The organism is Paenibacillus luteus, assembly GCF_006542765.1.
Lineage (GTDB): Bacteria > Bacillota > Bacilli > Paenibacillales > Paenibacillaceae > Pristimantibacillus > Pristimantibacillus luteus.
Genome location: NZ_SKCD01000025.1, coordinates 17484 through 35218, shown reverse-complemented (window position 1 = coordinate 35218; position 17735 = coordinate 17484). Strand labels below are relative to the sequence as shown.

Annotated in this window: 13 protein-coding genes; 10 read left to right on the top strand and 3 right to left on the bottom strand. The window is 50.0% G+C overall.

The features are described from left to right. Positions 1–61: 61 nt before the first annotated feature. The 3 genes from cyoA to E0496_RS19900 form a co-directional block, all read right to left on the bottom strand. Positions 62–1057, bottom strand: a complete 996-nt coding sequence (cyoA, locus tag E0496_RS19910; RefSeq protein WP_141503636.1) for a ubiquinol oxidase subunit II — start codon at positions 1055–1057, stop codon at positions 62–64. Between the two features lie 406 nt (positions 1058–1463). Beyond that, on the bottom strand, positions 1464–1745 hold the full coding sequence (locus tag E0496_RS19905; RefSeq protein WP_141503591.1) for a hypothetical protein: 282 nt from the start codon (positions 1743–1745) through the stop codon (positions 1464–1466). Positions 1746–1925: 180 nt separating this feature from the next. Then, positions 1926–4028: a transglycosylase domain-containing protein gene (locus tag E0496_RS19900; protein WP_141503590.1), complete on the bottom strand. Its 2103-nt coding sequence runs from the start codon at positions 4026–4028 to the stop codon at positions 1926–1928. Positions 4029–4376: 348 nt separating this feature from the next. Between E0496_RS19900 and E0496_RS19895 the strand changes: the two genes are divergently transcribed. The 10 genes from E0496_RS19895 to speB all read left to right on the top strand — a co-directional run bounded on the left by E0496_RS19895 (position 4377) and on the right by speB (position 17655). After that, on the top strand, positions 4377–5750 hold the full coding sequence (locus E0496_RS19895) for an FAD-dependent oxidoreductase (protein ID WP_241674896.1): 1374 nt from the start codon (positions 4377–4379) through the stop codon (positions 5748–5750). Between the two features lie 75 nt (positions 5751–5825). Beyond that, a complete protein-coding gene (locus E0496_RS19890) occupies positions 5826–6767 on the top strand; it encodes a carbohydrate ABC transporter permease (protein ID WP_141503589.1) in 942 nt (313 codons plus the stop codon). A gap of 30 nt (positions 6768–6797) precedes the next feature. Continuing rightward, a complete protein-coding gene (locus E0496_RS19885; RefSeq protein WP_141503588.1) occupies positions 6798–7628 on the top strand; it encodes a carbohydrate ABC transporter permease in 831 nt (276 codons plus the stop codon). Positions 7629–7794: 166 nt separating this feature from the next. Continuing rightward, positions 7795–9156: an ABC transporter substrate-binding protein gene (locus E0496_RS19880; RefSeq protein ID WP_141503587.1), complete on the top strand. Its 1362-nt coding sequence runs from the start codon at positions 7795–7797 to the stop codon at positions 9154–9156. Between the two features lie 83 nt (positions 9157–9239). After that, complete coding sequence (locus E0496_RS19875; RefSeq protein WP_241674905.1) at positions 9240–10976, top strand: sensor histidine kinase; 1737 nt, start codon at positions 9240–9242, stop codon at positions 10974–10976. After that, entirely contained in the window at positions 10954–12522 is a 1569-nt protein-coding gene (locus E0496_RS19870) for a response regulator (RefSeq protein WP_141503585.1), read from the top strand. Before E0496_RS19875 ends, E0496_RS19870 begins: the two co-directional genes overlap by 23 nt. A 93-nt stretch (positions 12523–12615) precedes the next feature. Next, entirely contained in the window at positions 12616–14709 is a 2094-nt protein-coding gene (locus E0496_RS19865; protein WP_141503584.1) for a 3-keto-disaccharide hydrolase, read from the top strand. A gap of 51 nt (positions 14710–14760) precedes the next feature. Then, the gene (locus E0496_RS19860) at positions 14761–15627 is read left to right on the top strand and encodes a hypothetical protein (RefSeq protein ID WP_141503583.1); all 867 of its coding nucleotides are present in this window, start codon (positions 14761–14763) and stop codon (positions 15625–15627) included. Between the two features lie 294 nt (positions 15628–15921). After that, positions 15922–16749, top strand: a complete 828-nt coding sequence (gene speE / locus E0496_RS19855) for a polyamine aminopropyltransferase (protein ID WP_141503582.1) — start codon at positions 15922–15924, stop codon at positions 16747–16749. Between the two features lie 36 nt (positions 16750–16785). After that, positions 16786–17655 carry an agmatinase gene (speB, locus tag E0496_RS19850; RefSeq protein ID WP_102708963.1) on the top strand — a complete coding sequence of 290 codons (870 nt, stop codon included), beginning with the start codon at positions 16786–16788 and terminating at the stop codon, positions 17653–17655. Positions 17656–17735: the final 80 nt, after the last annotated feature.

Genomic DNA, 17735 nt, shown 5'->3' with positions numbered 1-17735 from the left:
AGGGGTCCTCCTAAAAGTTTGTGGAACAAACTCGCTTCAAAAGCCTTCGCTTGTTAATGGGCTAATGACCCGCATGGTTATGAGCATTAGAGTTCGTAATGCTGGCCGTGTGATCATGTGACTCAGTCGTATCCGCAGGAGTCGCTTCTCCATCAGTAGCTGCTGCCGGCTCAGTTGTACCGCCGCCATGATTCTGATGAGCGCCGCCGTCGCCGTTCACATATTGCGTTACGATTTTATTGAATAATCCTTCTGGGAAGCTGGAGAACAATTGCACGTCAGACGTGCCCGGCTCAGTCAACTGCTCAAAGCCTTCCATGGTGAGCGCAGGAGACGTTGCTTTGACCTCTGCAACCCATGCTTTGTATTCTTCCTCAGAGGTTGCATCGACCTTAAAGGTCATTTTCGCAAAATCTTTACCGGTAAAGTTTGCGCCAGAGCCGTAATAGCTGCCTTGCTCATCTGCTTGCAGGTACAAGGTCATGGCCATTCCTGACATGGAGTAGATTTGACCGCCGAGTTGCGGAACCCAGAAAGAGTTCATAGCTGTATCGGATGTTAATTGGAACTTCACAGGCACATCTTCCGGAATCTTAATGTAGTTGACCGTCGCGATATCCTCATCAGGATATTTGAACAGCCATTTCCAGTCGAGCGAAGTTACTTGGATTGTAATCGGCGCCTTAGCCGACTCAATCGGCTTGGAGGGCTCAAGTGCATACGTGTATTTAACAGTGACGATTGCCAGGATCAGAATCGCAACAATCGGAATGCTCCACCAAGTAATCTCTAGCTTCGTGCTATGCTCCCAGTTGGGTTTATAGGAAGCCGTGCTGCCTTTTTTATCGCGGTATCGCCAGACAATGACTGCTGTCATGATGAGTACAGGCACGATGATAACCGCACATAAAATGGTTGAAAAATAAATCAAATCTTTCTGAGACTCGCCGATTGGCCCTTTCGGATCGAGCACAATGAATTGCTCGCCGCAGCCGGAAAGCATAACGGCCATTAGCATAATAAGAACGGGTGTCAGCATACGAAGATACGGTCTCATCATCAGTTCAACTCCTCAAATATTACTGCTTACGACTACAATAGCAGATACTTCGACGAATAACTGCGGGGTTAACAATTACGTCAAGAATTCGTCTTTTTTCTGTAATAGAAAGTTCACGGCTTAGACAACTGTTACATTTAGGAACTTCAATTTTTGGATTCTTCTTCTAATAGTTACCCATTGATAATGAATTTGCTTCACTACAAGGAAGGGAAGGGCTTGTCTACACTTCAAATATAGGAAGCTATCCTTAGGCTATACATTCTCTATGCTTCACGGAATGAAATGCGCCGCGCCGTCAAAGGACAGCGACAGCCGCATAAGAAAATAGACAGCCCCGTCCAGGTCAATGACCATTTAGGGCTGTCTATTTGCTTCTGAAAATGAAATTGCTGTTTAAAGTCTAAAGGTCACTTTGATCGTTTGACAGCTGATCTTGAACACGGCGTGCGTGGACAAGCCCGATCGCTGTGCCGATGACATAAATATGAACGCTGCCGATTAGGAACCCGATGCCAACCATAAGGCCGACATTTTGATCGCTGAAATGGCTTAAATTAACTAGACTGAGCAGAACGCCGATCGCAAGGACGACCCAAGCGATAGCGGTCATTGCCTTGACAAGACGCTTGACATCTGATTTTAAAGGTTGAACTTGGCTAATTGTTGCTGTTTTCGTTGTCATATTGAACACTCCCGGTCAGTTGTAAGTGTTTTCTTATGTTTACTATACCACAACTTCAAGCTTTTGTTCAAAGAAAATTCACTTTTTGATCATAAATCGGACAAAATTGTGCGAAGGCCTTTGCGAATGGCTATCCGATGTCTACAATCTAATATCGACCGACGGCGATGAGTCGTCCTGTTAGTCTGTCCACCAACGCTTCAAGTCACTCCACCAGGAGCGTCGTCCCGCTGCTTTGGCTCCGTCTTTGGTCTCACCGCTATCTTCTGCGGACGCAGGCTCGCCGCAAACTTCGGTTGGCTCGGTTCCGGCAAGGAAGGATTCCAGCTTTCTGTTCGGACAGCTGCCTTCAGCAAGCTTGCCGCTTGTCGGATCGATATATACATTTACCACACCTTCAGGAATTGGAAACATCTTTGGTGGAACCGCAGCTAGCGCGCCCTCTATAAATTTGGCGAAGATCGGTGCGGCGCGGTAAGCTTCTGCGACGGTAAGTTTTCGGTCCTTGTCATAGCCTACCCATACGGCTGTCGCAAGCTCGGGCGTGTAACCGACCAACCAAGCATCCGTTGGCGTTGTACCCGTTTTACCGGCGACCGGGCGCTTAATAATAGAAGATACTCGGAATGCGGTGCCGCCTTCCTCAAATACACTCTCCATTAAACTGGTCATCACATAAGCCTCAGCTGAGGTTAACGATTGTTCGGATTTTCGTTCCGCTTCATATAATATTTGACCTTTGCGGTCTTCGATCCGCAAGATCGCAATGGGCTCGACATGGATACCTCCGTTTGCAAACGTACCGAACGCCGATGCCATCTCAAATGGGCTGATCGGGAAGGTGCCAAGCGCAAGAGACGGAACCGGCTTCATGGGGCTATCTATGCCAAGCTTCTTGGCTGTCTCAATAACTTTGTCCGCACCGACGGTCATGATGGTGTTCACGGCATAAATATTGTCTGAGCTCGCTATCGCTTGGCGCATGCCAATCAGCTCATTTAAGTATTTATCTCCGTAATTATGCGGTTCATAGTTTTTGCGTCCTTCATCGTAAGTAAATACGGTAGGCTCGCTCTTAAAGCGGGATACTGGCGTCATGAAGCCACTTTGCAGAGCCGTCAGGTACAAGATCGGCTTAAAGGATGAGCCAGGCTGGCGCGTCTTGGCAAATACGCGGTTATACTGGTTCTTCTTGTAATCTCTGCCGCCCACCATCGCTTTAATATACCCATTGCGAGGATCAATGGCGATTAGCGCCGCCTGCTGCTCTGAACTCTCGGGGATGCCTTCGGCAAGCACCTCTTCCGCTTTCGACTGGGCAGTAGGATCAAGCGTGGTATAGATGGTGATGCCGCCCTCATTCAGCAACTGCTCATTTATGCCAAGCTTGTCCACGGCGACATAACGAATATAATCCCGGAAATAAGGGGCGAAGCCCTCTTGTTCACCGGAACCCAGCGATTGAAAATGAAGAACCTCTGCATAAGCCGCATCCGCCTGCTCAGCCGTGATGGAGCCGCCCTCCAGCATAGCTTGCAAAATCGTTAGCTGGCGGTCCTTTGCATTTTTCATATTCAAATAAGGGGAATAATATTTAGGTCCCTTCGGAATGCCGGCCAGCATGGCGCTTTCAGCCAAGGAAAGCTCGGAAGCATGTTTGTTGAAATACATCATGGCTGCGGCTTCAATACCATAGGAGCCATGACCGTAATAAATTTGATTGAGGTACATGCCAAGAATCTCGTCTTTGGAATAGCGCATCTCGAGCTGAACGGTATACATGGCTTCCTTGATCTTGCGCTGCCAGGTTCGCTCATGTGTCAGATAAAGATTGCGTGCGAGCTGCTGCGTGAGCGTACTTGCTCCTTGGCGTGCCGAGAAGCTTTGAACATTTACCATAACGGCGCGTGCCATACCCTTCATATCAAATCCGCGATGATCATAAAAGCGTCGATCTTCAATAGCGATGGTGGCTTCGATGACATGATGGGAAATGTCTGAGAGCTGTACCGAACGACGGTTTTCTCCTGCATGGAACGTATCAATGACGTTGCCTTGCAAATCGACCATTTGCGAGGTTTGGCTAATGGCGGCTACAGGCAGCGATTGTGTACGCAGGTAGATGAGCGTACCTGCCATCACCAGCAAAAATATTATAATGGTAGCAGCGCCCCATCGCAGCCAATTTTTCATTTTCAACAAGTAGGGGAGGAACCGCTCCGCGAGTATAGGGAAGACGGGTTGGCGGCGCGGTTTCCCTTGCCGTTTGGAAGACTTATTCATGGAGCAGGCTCCCTTCGATGCATAGCTTCACTTTTCCTTAGTATGGAAAAACAAAGAGCAGCCTATTCATTAGCCAAGCGCATTCGTATAAATATTTGTTTGATTCTGTTAAAAAATAGAACTTAAACGAAGAGAAAGAAGCCAGCCAGCGCTATGGTCTGGTTTTTTTGTTGTGTCAGCATGTATCTGTCCGTAATTCTTGTCCCCCCTAGGCGAGGTCAAAATAATGCACGAAAACGCGTATGAAACCTATACCGTCATGTAGGAAGCCGGTTGCTACAATAAATATGAAGCAAGAAACACTACGGTGCGATTCATGGGAACAGGGATACGCGGACCGAAAAGAGGATGGTATACATGGAGACTTATTTAATGAAACAAAGAGAAATTTTGCTGGATGAATCCTACGACGTCATCGTCGTCGGCGGTGGCCCGGCAGGATGCACAGCAGCGGCAGCCGCTGCTCGGGAAGGTGCGCGCACGTTGTTAATCGAAGGCACGGGCAGCCTTGGCGGCATGGGAACTTCCGGCCTTGTCCCAGCATGGTGCCCATTCTCTGATAAGGAGAAGATGGTCTACCGCGGTCTTGCCGCTCGCGTCTTCGAAACCTTGAAGGCTCAGATGCCTCATGTCAGGACGGATGCGATGGACTGGGTTCCAATCGATCCCGAGAAGCTCAAAGTTGTGTATGACGATCTCGTCACAGAGGCCGGCGCTGATGTGCTATTCCTGACCTCGCTAGCGCAAGTGGAGACGGATGACGAAGGCAATATCACGGCACTGGTCGTGCTCAACAAGAGCGGATTGCAGGCATTCCTCGCGGCGGTTTATATCGATTGCACAGGTGATGGTGATGTCGCGGCCTGGGCAGGCGCCGAGTACCACAAGGGAGACGAGGTGACGGGCGAACTTCAGCCTGCCACACATTGCTTCATTCTTGGCAACGTGGACGAGTATGCTTATTTGAACGGGCAAATGCTCTACGCCGGCAATCCGCTAAGCCCAATTCACGAAGTCGTCAAATCGGGGAATTATCCATTGATTCCGGATACCCATTTGTGCAACAATCTCGTCGCGCCGCGCGCGGTCGGTTTCAACGCCGGCCATCTCTGGGGTGTTGATAACACGGATTCGCAATCGGTGTCCCGTGCGCTGATTCAGGGGCGTCGCATGGCTGCCGCTTACCGGGATATGCTGGCTGCTGAGCATCCGGCTGGCTTTAGCAACGCCTACATTATGAGTACGGGGACATTGATGGGAACGCGCGAATCACGCCGCATTACCGGCGACTATATTCTTACGGTAGAAGATTACGTCGAGCGCAGAAGCTTTGAGGATGAGATTTGCCGCAATAGCTATTTCATCGACGTCCACGGTACGGAGAAAGAACAGAAGAGTGGCAATACGCCTAGCATCGAACTTTACGGTCCGGGCGAGTCGCACGGCATTCCCTACCGTTGCCTCACACCGCGCGGACTGCGCAACGTGCTCGTAGCCGGTCGTTCGATCTCTTGCGAGCGCAAGGTGCTTGGCAGTGTGCGTGTTATGCCGGTATGCCTGGCGATGGGCGAGGCAGCAGGCATCGCAGCAGCGCTGGCGGCTTCGGGCAATCAAGGGGATGTTCATAAGGTTGACGTACATGTCCTGAGAGACCGTTTGCGCGAAGAAGGTGCTTATCTGCCAGCATATCCAGCTGAGACAGCTCCATCTTCTATAGCTTAAACAGAAACAAGAGCTGTTTCGAAGTGCTACCACGATTGCTTTTGCTTGTATTTAACGATAGGAAGGGAGTATCCAATGATAAACGAACAAGCCGAACTTCGAAAAGCGGCATCCGTACCCCCAAAAGCCTATTGGAACCGCAAGCGGCGTGAGACGCTTGCCGGCTGGCTTTTCATTGCTCCCGAGGCGCTCGGCATGCTGTTGCTGGCGGTGTTTCCACTCGGATTCAGCCTGTTCCTGAGCCTAACGGAATGGAATCTCGTCGGCGGTCTGTCTGCCATTAACTATATTGGGTTAGACAATTTTATTGAGCTGTTTCGAGATCATTTATTCCTTCGTGCCCTGAAAAATAATTTGCTGTTCGCGCTCGGTACAGTACCGATAACGATGCTGCTGGGCGTTATTATGGCGGCGCTGATTCATAAGAAGCTATATGCCAAGAGCTATTTTAAAGTTGCATTTTTCGTACCTTATATTTGTTCCACTGTCGCGGTCGCAGCCGTCTGGTCGGCACTGTATCACCCGTCGAAGGGACCGCTGAACCAGTTTCTTGTGCAGCTTGGTCTGTCCGATCCACCGCGCTGGCTTGTCGATACGAGCTTCTCGCTGATTGCGATCATGATTATCTATATTTGGCAGCTAATCGGGTATCAGATCATTATCTTCTTGGCGGGCATGATGAATATACCGGATGAGCTGTACGAGGCCGCGAGAATAGACGGAGCGGACGGCACCCAGCAGTTTAGACTGATCACCCTGCCGCTGCTAGCGCCTACAACCTTCTTCTTGGCAATAACGAGCACGATCTCTTCCTTCAAAGTGTTCGACATGATTAAGTTCCTAACCAATGGCGGTCCCGTTCACTCCAGTACGGTCATCGTGTATCAAATTTACGAGGAAGGCTTCAAGAATTTCAGAATGGGTTATGCTTCGGCGATGTCATGGATGCTGTTCCTGCTCATTCTCCTCGTCACCTCGATTACCTGGATGTCGCAAAGCAAGAAGGTTCATGCTTGACCTATTGAGACTTAATGGAGGCCCGCTGTGATGAAAAAAGTACAAGTAAGCAACCTATTGTTAACGCTGCTCTTTGCAGCGCTCTCCATATTTTTTCTATTACCGCTGTTCTGGATGCTGTCAGCCGCCTCCAAGACGGAACTGGACGTTTGGACGTTTCCGATTCAATGGATTCCGGACCAATGGAACTTTGTCCAGAACTTCAAGGCGGTCTGGATGGGGGATGTGTCTTTCAGCCTGTTTTATATGAATTCATTGAAAATTAGTATTCTGTCTACAATCGGCACGATTCTGGTCTGTTCGATGGCTGGGTATGCGCTCGCCAAGCTGAATTTTAAGGGAAAAGGCTTGCTTTTTAGCTTGATGATGGCCTTTATGATGATTCCCGAGCAGGCGACCCTCGTTCCGCGCTATATTATGATTAAAGAGATGGGGCTGTACGACACACATACCTCACTTATCTTGCTCGGACTCTTCTCCAGCTACTTTACGTTTCTGCTGCGTCAGTTCATGCTTGGCATCCATAGCGATATGCTCGAGGCCGCTGAATTAGACGGCGCTGGATTCTTTCGTGTCTTCTGGAGTGTTGTCCTTCCGCTAAGCCAGCCTATTCTGGCGACCGTGGGCATCATCAAGTTTATCTGGACATGGAACGACTACCAAGGTCCTCTTATCTTCCTATATTCGAACGACCTGTTCACGATCCCGCTTGGGATGCAATTCTTCAAGGAGGAGTTCGGTACCCGCATATCGGTCATGATGATGGCATCCTTATCGGCGATCGTTCCTCTGCTGATACTATTCCTGCTGCTGCAGAAAAAGGTTATTAACGGAATTGCCATCGGCGGTGTTAAGGGCTGACGAGGGAAGGATGAAGGGCTGCTCCCTGCTGTACACTCGTGTTCAAGTGAGGCCCGTGCATGAAGTCAAAAATATCCACGCATTAATGGCAATACGATACACGGTATTCCGAATCTAGCCATTATATAATGAGCCTGCAGTGATCATCTAAATAGGGGGATTCAACTTGAAGAGAGCATTAGCCTTGCTTATCAGTTTGATGATTATCGTACCGCTCGCAGCATGCGGAGGAAATAACGGCAGCGAACAGTCTGCCAGCCCATCCGCTTCTCCAGGTACGTCAACAGCGGCGACTGAGTCGGTGGAGCCGTCAGCGAAGTCCAAGATCAAGTTTTATACATTTAAGGCCAACAAACCGGAGGAACCGACCTACCAAGCGGTTCAGGAGTACAACAAATCGCAAGACAAGGTAGAGGTTGAATACGTGTCGCTCGTACAGAATAGCGACAGCGTAGAATTTTTGAGCAAGCTTGATGTGCTGATCGCGGGCGGCGAAGTCGTGGACGTCTTTATGACGGGCAACGAGGAGACGCTTATGGAACGCGCGTCGCGCGGCGTGGTAGAACCGCTTGACAGCTTTTTGGAGGCTGAAGGCATTAAGGCGGAGGATGAGTACTTTAAAGTGCTGAAGATGGATCAGAAGATCTACGGTCTGATGAACAGCGTCACGCAGTGGTTCACGGTCTTCAACCGCGAACACCTTGAAGAAGCGGGGCTGGAGCTGCCTGAGATGGGCTGGACTTGGGATGACTTCCGTACCTATGCCAAGAAGCTGACCACTAAAGACCATTACGGAACCTATTTCCATACGTGGGGTGAATATCCGAATATCGTAGCTTATACCGAGCGCTCCAATCCGCAGCTAAGCGACGATCTGAAGCCGATTTTTGACGACCCTTCTTTCAATTATTTCTTTAATCTGCGCCGTGTCATGGAGAAGGAAGACAAGAGCGTTGAACCTTATGCCGACGTATTGGCCGCTAATTATCATGTGCTTCAGCAGTTTTTTGCCGGTAACGCAAGCATGCTGGCTGTTCCGAGTTACGCAGTTCGGGCTGGTCTGAACCTGGAGAAGTTCCCGCACAGCTTCCAAATGGTCTACGCACCGCTTCCGCGCTCGGTGAACGCTAAGGACGTGGGTATGACCAATATTTCCAGCGGCGGTCTTGCCATGGGCGCCAAGTCGCAAAACAAAGAAGCAGCTTTTGATTTTATGCGTTGGATGACGATGGAGGCCTATAAATATACGCAGGATATACCGAACATCAAGGACGTGGACGGCACTGCACTACTTAATACCTTCTTTAGCAAAAACACGAATCTGATCGATATCGACTCCCTGGCGAAGACTTTGTTCGATCCACGCAACAAGATGCCAGACAGCTTCAGTGTTCCTTATGGAAGCGAGCTTAAGAAGATCGTCGAGAACGGCTTCGCCAGCTTCATGCTGGACGAGCGCAGCTTTGAGGATGTCCAGAAGGAAATGACTGCTGAAGTCGAGAAGGTCGTTCAGGCGAACCAAAAATAAAAGTTGGCCGGGCAGTGGCAGCGATAAGATATAATAGAACTTAACGAAAAATCAGCGTGAGGATGGATGTCAGCTTGAATTGGATGAGTCGATTTTCTTTCTATCGCAGACTGCAGTTCTCCTTCATTATCTTTATCTTGCTGCCATTCATCGCGGTTACGTTCTGGTCCTACTCTTCCGTTGGACGCAATGTAAGCGACAAGATTACGCTCTCCAATCAAGAGACACTGAACGTTATTGCCCATCAAATGGAGAAAACGATCGACGGCATTTCCTTTGCGTCGGTCTTTTTCTCTCAACCTTACGATACCGATCTACTCGAACGGTTGCGAAGTTTGAGGGATGTGGAGAGCTTCACGAATTATGAGACCTATGCGCATCAAGCGAAGCTGAAGGAGATGGCGAGCATCCTCTCCATTCAGTCGCTCGATCTTAATCTTGAAATTTTGCTTATTAACCGTCATGACCGTGTCATTATTTCCAACCAAAGCAGGCCTGTTTTTGCTGTGCTTCCGGACCGGCTTCAGGATGAGCTTGGCAAGCTTGATGCCAAGGAAACAACTGAGCTTCATTGGTTCGCAGATGGCGAGGCAGGAGCCTTGCCAGATATGTATTATGCGGCACGTTTCATCGTCGATCCGCTTGATCGCGAGCGGCTGGCCACTTTGTTCATTGGCATCCCCGCCGACTATTTCCGCAGTCTGTTGGACACGGGCAATCCTGCTGTTTCCATCACGCTGTCCGATCGCGCGGGCATACTGATTGCTAGGCATGAGGGCAGTAAATCGGAATCATCAGGCAGCGTGTTGAAAAGCGAAACGGTCCTCCAGAGAGTGGGCTGGAAGCTGGAGAGTCACATGCCGCAGCGCTCCGTAGTTGGGCAGATCAATCGGGAATTCTTCTTCTCCACCTCGCTCGTCGGCTTGTTCTTTCTGTTTTTCCTGATCTTGTCCATGCTCTGGGCCCGGCAAATTAACAAGCCGATCAGTCTGCTAAGGTCAAACGTCAAACAGTATGTGGGAGGCAATCGGGCTGTGCGCATCCCTGTAAAAGGAAAGGATGAAGTAGCGGTATTGTCCGCGGCCTTTAACCAGATTCTCGATGAGATGGATGAACTGCTGCGGCGAATGGAGAACGAACAAGAGGAAAAGCGACTGCTGGAGCTGCAAGCGCTGGCGGCACAGATTCGGCCTCACTTTTTGCTCAATACGCTTAATTCGATCAAGGTCAACCTTCTCATGGCGGGCGACGATGCCCATGGCGGAATGATTGATTCGTTAATGAAGCTGTTGCGCGCCTACGTAAGGGTAGATGCGCCGCTGGAGCTTGCCGAGGAAGTAAAAATATTAGATAGCTACATCCAGGTGATGCAAATTCGCAATCGGCTCGATATTCGTTTTGTTTTCACGCTGGACGAAGGCTTGTCGTCTCTGTCTCTGCCGCGGCTTCTACTACAGCCGATTGTCGAGAATGCTATCATTCATGGCTTCTCGGCTCGTCCTGAATGGCCAGTCATCTCGTTATCTGCCCGCATAGCAGGCCGCATGGCGGAAATTGAGATTCGTGATAATGGACGAGGGATGCCGGAAGAGGCGATCATGAGTCTGAATCAACGGCTGCTGGACGCGGAGTCCAACATACCCGTGCAAGAGAAAAGCGTAGGGCTTGTTAACACCGCCCGGCGATTGCGTGTGCTCTATGGCCACCGTGCGCGCTTGACGGCTGCTGAAGGCGAGGGCGGTGGCATGAGCTTTACCTTGCAGATTCCTATGCAAAGCAGAAAGGAGGCGGATCGCCATGATGAAGATCATGCTTATTGATGATGACGTCCCGATGTTGGAATATGTCGGACGGCTGCTGGCCGAGTCGAATCTGGGTCTGGTGCTCGTTGCCTCGGCATCTGCGAGTGAGCAAGCGCTGGAGCAATTCAGACTTACGGAGCCCGATATCGTCGTGACTGATATTGGCATGCCAGGCATGGACGGGCTCGAACTGGCCGAAGCCTTCCGAGTTGTGAATCCGGAGGTGAGGTTGTTATTTCTGACCTGTTATGAGGATTTCCAATATTCGAAACGAGCCTTTCAGCTCGACGCTGACGATTATATCATCAAGGATGAGCTATCGGCCGAACAACTGGCGACTAGTCTGGACAAAGCAATAAGCCGCATTAGAAGCCGTCGCGAACTGCTGGATCGGTATACGCTGCAGCAGGATATGATGCGACATAAGGAAGCGTTGAAGCAAAGCTTCCTCAAACAGTTGCTGGCAGGCAGCAGCGAGAAGGAGCTGCTGTTGTTCGGGGAACGTCTAGGCATCTCCTGGAAGCTTCCGTACTTCCAGCATGCTGTGCTGCATATCGACGCAGCAAGTGCGCTGGAACGCTATCGGCATCAGGATCTGCCGCTTATTCATTTTGCAGTTGCCAATATCGCTGCCGAGCTTTCGGAGGGTGCGGCAATAACAGCGTTGCCTAGCGGAGGTTCGGATCTTTATATCATTTCAAATGTTCAGGGGACCGTCAGTTTGGGCGATTCACTCCAAGCTTATCTGTCTTCGGTTAGGGAGAAGGCCTATCATTATTTGAAGGTGGAGCTGCGCGGCATATACAGCAGGCATGCTTATCCATTTCATCAGATCGGTGCTTCGTACCAGTCCTTAATGAGCAGTTGCGACAGTGGCTTCTATGAATCAGCCGTCGTTGTCGCAGCACCGGAGTCGCCAATCTTCTTCCGGCACTCTTCCGAAGGAAGAGGCGATAAGGAACGTTCGCTATTGTCGCTCGGCTTCTCAGAAGGCAATATGTCGTTATTCGATCTAGCGGTCAACGTTTTGATCCAACAAGCGGCGGCTGAGCAGCTGTCCCCGCGCTTGGTGAAGGAACGGTTGGCAGACCTGGTGCGTCAATCTGCCTATGAGACGAATGCCGAAGTCGAGGATGGTTTCTACGTGCTCTTGGGTCATGCTTTTACTGCAGATGAGGCAGCGCGGTTGACGAAGCGGGAGCTGCGTAATCTACTCGGGCAGCAGTTCAGCGGACCAACAGCAGGAAACGAGAAGGATATTCGTCTGCAAGCCATCGATTTGTATTTGGAGGCGAATGCCGACCGAATGGTCACTTCCTTCGATATGGCGGCACATTTACACCTGAATGCAAGTTACTTTTCTCGGTTTTTCAAACGGCTTGCAGGCGTAAATTTCACAGACTACGTCAACCAATATAAGATCAATCTTGCGATTGCCATGCTGAAGCAAGAGCATGAGACGGTTGAGAATGTGGCTTATACTATCGGGTTTTCGGATCGTGCGTACTTCTCCAAGGTATTCAAAAAGTATAGCGGCAAAAGCCCTAGTGAATACAAGGGGTAATAAGGGAGATCAAGGGGTACTGCTAAGGTATCCTGTAACCGCGGTGAATCTCTTTGTTTGCTTTTATTAAAATTATTATTAGGAGGCGTATTTATGAAAGCGCTTTTAATTAAAACCTCGTTGATTTTTTTGGTTTTTGCCCTTGTATTCGTAGCGCCATGGAGTCCTATCCACACGCCATCGGTGCAAGCCGCAGGGACGACTTATTATGTAGATGCCGCCGCAGGGAATGATGCAAATGCCGGAACAAGCAGCTCAACCGCCTGGCGTACGCTGCCGAAGGTGAACAGCATCGTGTTTAGTCCAGGAGACCGGATCCTGCTCAAAGCAGGTTCCATTTGGAACAGTCAGTATTTGGATCTGCAAGGCTCAGGGACGAGCGGCAGCCCCATTGTGGTCGATAGCTACGGTTCGGGTTCTAAGCCGCTAATCAACTTTGGGGATACGGAGGTAGAGGGAGACGGTTTTGGTGTCAGGCTCAAAAACGTCTCGTACTGGGAGGTCAACAATTTAGAAATTACGAGTGGACAGCATGCGACAGACCGCAAACGAAGCGGCATTTTAGTGCTCGGTGAAGGCGCCGGAGCGGGAGCGTTCCGCCATATTTATATCCGCAACAACGATATTCATGATGTTTTTGGTACGAACCGAAGAACCGGCGGCATCAACTTCTATGCGCGGGGAAGCAATTGGATGGCGGAGAGCACTTGGGACGATGTGCTTATTGAGAATAACACGGTGATTAACGTGGCGGATACGGGCATTCAGATTATGACAGACGCCTTCGCAAATGCTTCTTGGACGCACAAGTTCAATGCCTTTACAAATGTAGTTATCCGTGACAATTACGTGGAGCGTATTCATCGGGATGGCATTCTCGTACGTGCCGCGATTTCTCCTTTAATTGAATACAATACGACGAACGAAATCGGAGTGAGCTGCGACGTCAATACGTCTATCGTCAACTATTTGGATCCGATCTATGTTGTGGCCGCACAGTGGGCTTATGCGACGACGGGGGCTGTATTCCAGAACAATGAAGCCTTTAATACTAGAGTCATCAACGGAGATGGGCAAGCATGGGACTTCGATATCGATGTGTACAACAGCATTTACCAATATAATTTCAGCCATCACAATGAAGGAGGCGCGCTGCTTGTCATGAACAATACAGATGGCAACGTCTTCCGCTATAATATCAGCCAGAACGACGGAGATGCGTTCGGGACCTTTGATGTGATTAACAACGGGGGGAACCTATACGTATACAACAACGTCATCTATCGGACCAACGGGACATACAACCATTTGACCGAGGGCAGCAATACGGGCATGGTTTATTACAGCAATAACATCTTCTATAATATGGGCAGCGGTAATTATACAGTCAGTCCGCGTGTTCAATATAATAACAATTTGTTCTACGGAGCCAATACCGGCACTGCCAATGATGCGAATAAAGTGATCGGCAACCCGCTCTTCGTAAACGGAGGGGCAGCAACCGGCATCGCAACCGCGGATGCTTACAAGCTGACCTCGGCGTCTCCTGCCATCAACAAAGGCCGAACCCTCACGAGCAACGGTGGGAGTGACTTCTTCGGCAATCCATTGTACAACGGCGTCCCGGACATCGGTGTGCATGAATACACGGGAGCGGTAACGGTTCCCATCACGCTGTTCACGGATAACTTTGAAGATGAAAACGCGAACGGCTGGACGACTATCGGCGGCAGCTGGGCCGTGCAGAATGACGGGACGTTCTCCTATGTGCAGAATTCAATGTCAGGAGAGTTTATCGCTTATGCAGGCGATGGATCTTGGAGTGATTACAGCGTGGAAGCTGACATCAAGATCAATTCCAATGGAGGCAATGCAGGCATTCTGTTCCGCTATCAAGATGCGAACAACTTCTATATGCTTCGTTTGAACGACACGAGCGATACCGTTGACCTCTATAAGAAGACAGCGGGTACACTTCAATTGCTTACGAGTGTGTCCTCGCCCATTAGCGCAGGACAGTTCATCCGGCTAAAGGCTTCGATAAGCGGCGGGAATATAACGGGTTACGTGAATGGAACGACTATACTCACCTGGATCGGAAATCCAGCGGAGCTGCAGACCGGCAAGATTGGGCTGCGCAGCCATTCCACACTGGCATCGTACGATAATGTGCAAGTGATTCAATAATTAGGCTTTAAGCTGATCAGGATAAAAAGATAATGAGGAGGGATAGTGGAAATGGAGTTGAAGAATGGTTCATTCCAGGATATCCACAAACGGTGTTCGAGGAAGGTTGTAGCAGTGGGCAAGCGTTCGGCTTTAGGAGCGTCGCGAGCCGCCCTGACAAAGCCGCGCTGCCATCCAGGCATTCGGGCATTGTTGTTGTCCCTATCCCTCCTGTTGTTGATCTTGCCGCTGCTGCTCACCGCTTGTTCTGCTGCGCCGGCAGGGATGCATGCAGAAGCAGATCGGAATGGGAGCGCCACATCTGCTATCCAAGCTCTGTCCGTAGCCGATACGGAGCAACCGTTCGAAGCATCTGCTGACGTTGTCGCATGGATCAATAGCGAGCCGATAACTATTGGGGAATGGATGCCCCGCATGCTTGAGCTGCGAAGTGTTGTCGCAGCTGAATGGGCGCCGTCTTCGGGGGATGTCAGCTCGGATTCGTTCTGGTATGAGGCTCGGAACGGGCATACGCCGATCGAGGCCTTGCGGAAGCTTGCGCTTGATCGATTGGCTGAAATCAAGGTGCAGCAAATGGCTGCGAGAAATGCTGGTATTATCGAGGATATCAGTTATCAGGCATTTCTGGCCGGTATGGAAAAGGAGAACAGCCAGCGTAAGAGCCGCTTGGCTCAGGGTCAAACCATTTATGGGCCTAAGCAGTACAGCGAGAAAGTCTACTATACCTATACGCTGGCGAACATGGTGATTGAGCTAAAAGCACATCTGGTGGACGCTGGCGATGCTGCTGGAGCGGCATTCGGTCAACCGCTCGCTCATGCTTCTTATGAATCATGGCTGACAGAACAGTTAAGAGCGGCAGATGTTCAAATCAATACGCCGGTTTATTCGCGCCTGAAGCTGTCCGGATTACAATAGCGGAAGCAGACACGACGATTGAGCAGACCATAAGAAGCGTAAGGAACGTTTCTCTAGTTAAACTGGGGAACGTTCTTTGCCTTGTGGCCGCATGTTCACAGCAGGGTGCCTGGACTTTCAGCATGGATGGGGGGATTGGATTACGGTGTGGAAAATTACATTAGGTTAAGGAGCTTATAGAATGAAATATTTAAAAATCCTTAATATTACGGCTTGTATAGAGTACTTGTAGTGATTGGATAATTTGCATATAATACAGGTTGAACGATTGAAGGAAAGAAGGGGTTTTACGACATGGAATTGTGGTATACGGAAAAACAAACAGAGAGCTTCGGCATTACGGCGAAGATTACGAAAACTTACGTAAATGAACAAACGGATTTTCAACAGTTGGATATGATCGAAACGGAAGAGTTCGGAACGATGCTCGTGCTAGACGGCATGGTTATGACTACAGTTAAGGATGAGTTCGTATACCACGAGATGGTTGCGCATCCTGTTCTTTTCACGCATCCGAACCCAGAGAACGTGCTTGTAGTAGGCGGCGGCGACGGCGGTGTCATTCGTGAAGTAATGAAGCACCCGAAGGTGAAGAAGGCTGTTCTAGTCGACATCGACGGTAAAGTGATTGAGTACTCCAAAAAATACTTGCCATCCATCGCTGGCGAGCTCGACAACCCGCGCGTTGAAGTGCTTGTGAACGACGGCTTTATGCATATTCATGACCATAAAAATACGTATGACGTGATCATGGTTGATTCCACGGAGCCCGTAGGCCCTGCTGCCAACCTGTTTACGAAAGGCTTCTACCAAGGCATCTACGAATCCTTGAAGGAAGACGGCATTTTCGTTGCGCAAACGGACAACCCTTGGTTCAAGGCTGACCTCATCCAAAGCGTAAACAAAGACGTGAAGGAAGTATTCCCGATCGTTCGCGTATACGGCGCTAACATCCCGACTTACCCAAGCGGTCTGTGGACGTTCACAATGGGCAGCAAAAAATACGATCCGACGGCTGTTGATGAGACAGCAATTCCTGAAATCGATACGAAATACTACACGCCGCGCCTTCACAAAGCAGCCTTCGTGCTGCCTAAATTTGTTGAAGATCTGATTAAGTAATAGCGGCTACGTTATAGAAGGAGAGGACAAGCCCTCATGAAATTGGATCAAAAATATTCCGGCAACGTCTTCATTTTGAGCTCGGAAAACTATGAAGCTTCCAAAGCGGTTATTTACGGTATGCCGATGGATTTCACAGTCAGCTTCCGTCCGGGCTCGCGTTTTGGCCCTCCGCGCATTCGGGAAGTGTCCATTGGACTTGAAGAGTACAGCCCTTACCTAGACCGCAGCCTGGAGGATATTGAATATTTCGACGCCGGCGATTTGCTGCTTCCTTTCGGAAACGCGGCCCGCAGCCTTGAAATCATCGGTGAATTCGTGCGCGGCGTGCTTGACGATGGCAAAATCCCTGTTGGACTCGGCGGCGAGCATCTCGTTTCATGGCCGATTTTCCAAGAGGTGTACAAGAAGTATCCTGATCTTGCGATCATCCACTTTGATGCTCACGCGGATCTGCGCGAATCGTATGAAGGCGAGCCTTTGTCGCACTCTACGCCGCTTCGCAAAGCAGCTGGCCTAATGGGCGGTCAGAACATTTACCAGTTCGGTATTCGTTCGGGCTCCCGCGAAGAATGGCAGTATGCACGCGAGAACATTAACTTCCATCCGTTCGAGGTTTTGGAGCCGCTGAAGAAGGTGCTTCCAGAGCTTGAAGGACGTCCGGTTTACTTGACGATCGATATCGATGTGCTGGATCCTTCTGCAGCGCCTGGTACAGGCACGGCCGAAGCGGGTGGCATTACGTCGAAAGAGTTGATCGAATCGGTTCATGCGATTGCCCGTTCCGGTGTGAACATCGTGGGCTTTGACCTCGTTGAGGTAGCGCCTGCTTATGATCCAACGGAGCAAACGCAGATCGTAGCAGCGAAAGTCATTCGTGAGATGCTGCTCGGATTTTTGAAATAGTTTTGGTTTGATCAAAAAAGGCTTCGCCCCTTGCGGTAAACATTCCGTTTGGGACGAAGCCCTTTTTTGCGTTGATGACG

Coding starts and splice junctions, on each gene's coding strand:
- E0496_RS19890 (WP_141503589.1), top strand. CDS start 5,826: ATGATAAACGAACAAGCCGAACTTCGAAAAGCGGCATCCGTACCCCCA.
- E0496_RS19900 (WP_141503590.1), bottom strand. CDS start 4,028: ATGAATAAGTCTTCCAAACGGCAAGGGAAACCGCGCCGCCAACCCGTC.
- E0496_RS19865 (WP_141503584.1), top strand. CDS start 12,616: ATGAAAGCGCTTTTAATTAAAACCTCGTTGATTTTTTTGGTTTTTGCC.
- E0496_RS19870 (WP_141503585.1), top strand. CDS start 10,954: ATGATGAAGATCATGCTTATTGATGATGACGTCCCGATGTTGGAATAT.
- speB (WP_102708963.1), top strand. CDS start 16,786: ATGAAATTGGATCAAAAATATTCCGGCAACGTCTTCATTTTGAGCTCG.
- speE (WP_141503582.1), top strand. CDS start 15,922: ATGGAATTGTGGTATACGGAAAAACAAACAGAGAGCTTCGGCATTACG.
- E0496_RS19895 (WP_241674896.1), top strand. CDS start 4,377: ATGGTATACATGGAGACTTATTTAATGAAACAAAGAGAAATTTTGCTG.
- cyoA (WP_141503636.1), bottom strand. CDS start 1,057: ATGAGACCGTATCTTCGTATGCTGACACCCGTTCTTATTATGCTAATG.
- E0496_RS19885 (WP_141503588.1), top strand. CDS start 6,798: ATGAAAAAAGTACAAGTAAGCAACCTATTGTTAACGCTGCTCTTTGCA.
- E0496_RS19875 (WP_241674905.1), top strand. CDS start 9,240: ATGAGTCGATTTTCTTTCTATCGCAGACTGCAGTTCTCCTTCATTATC.
- E0496_RS19905 (WP_141503591.1), bottom strand. CDS start 1,745: ATGACAACGAAAACAGCAACAATTAGCCAAGTTCAACCTTTAAAATCA.
- E0496_RS19860 (WP_141503583.1), top strand. CDS start 14,761: ATGGAGTTGAAGAATGGTTCATTCCAGGATATCCACAAACGGTGTTCG.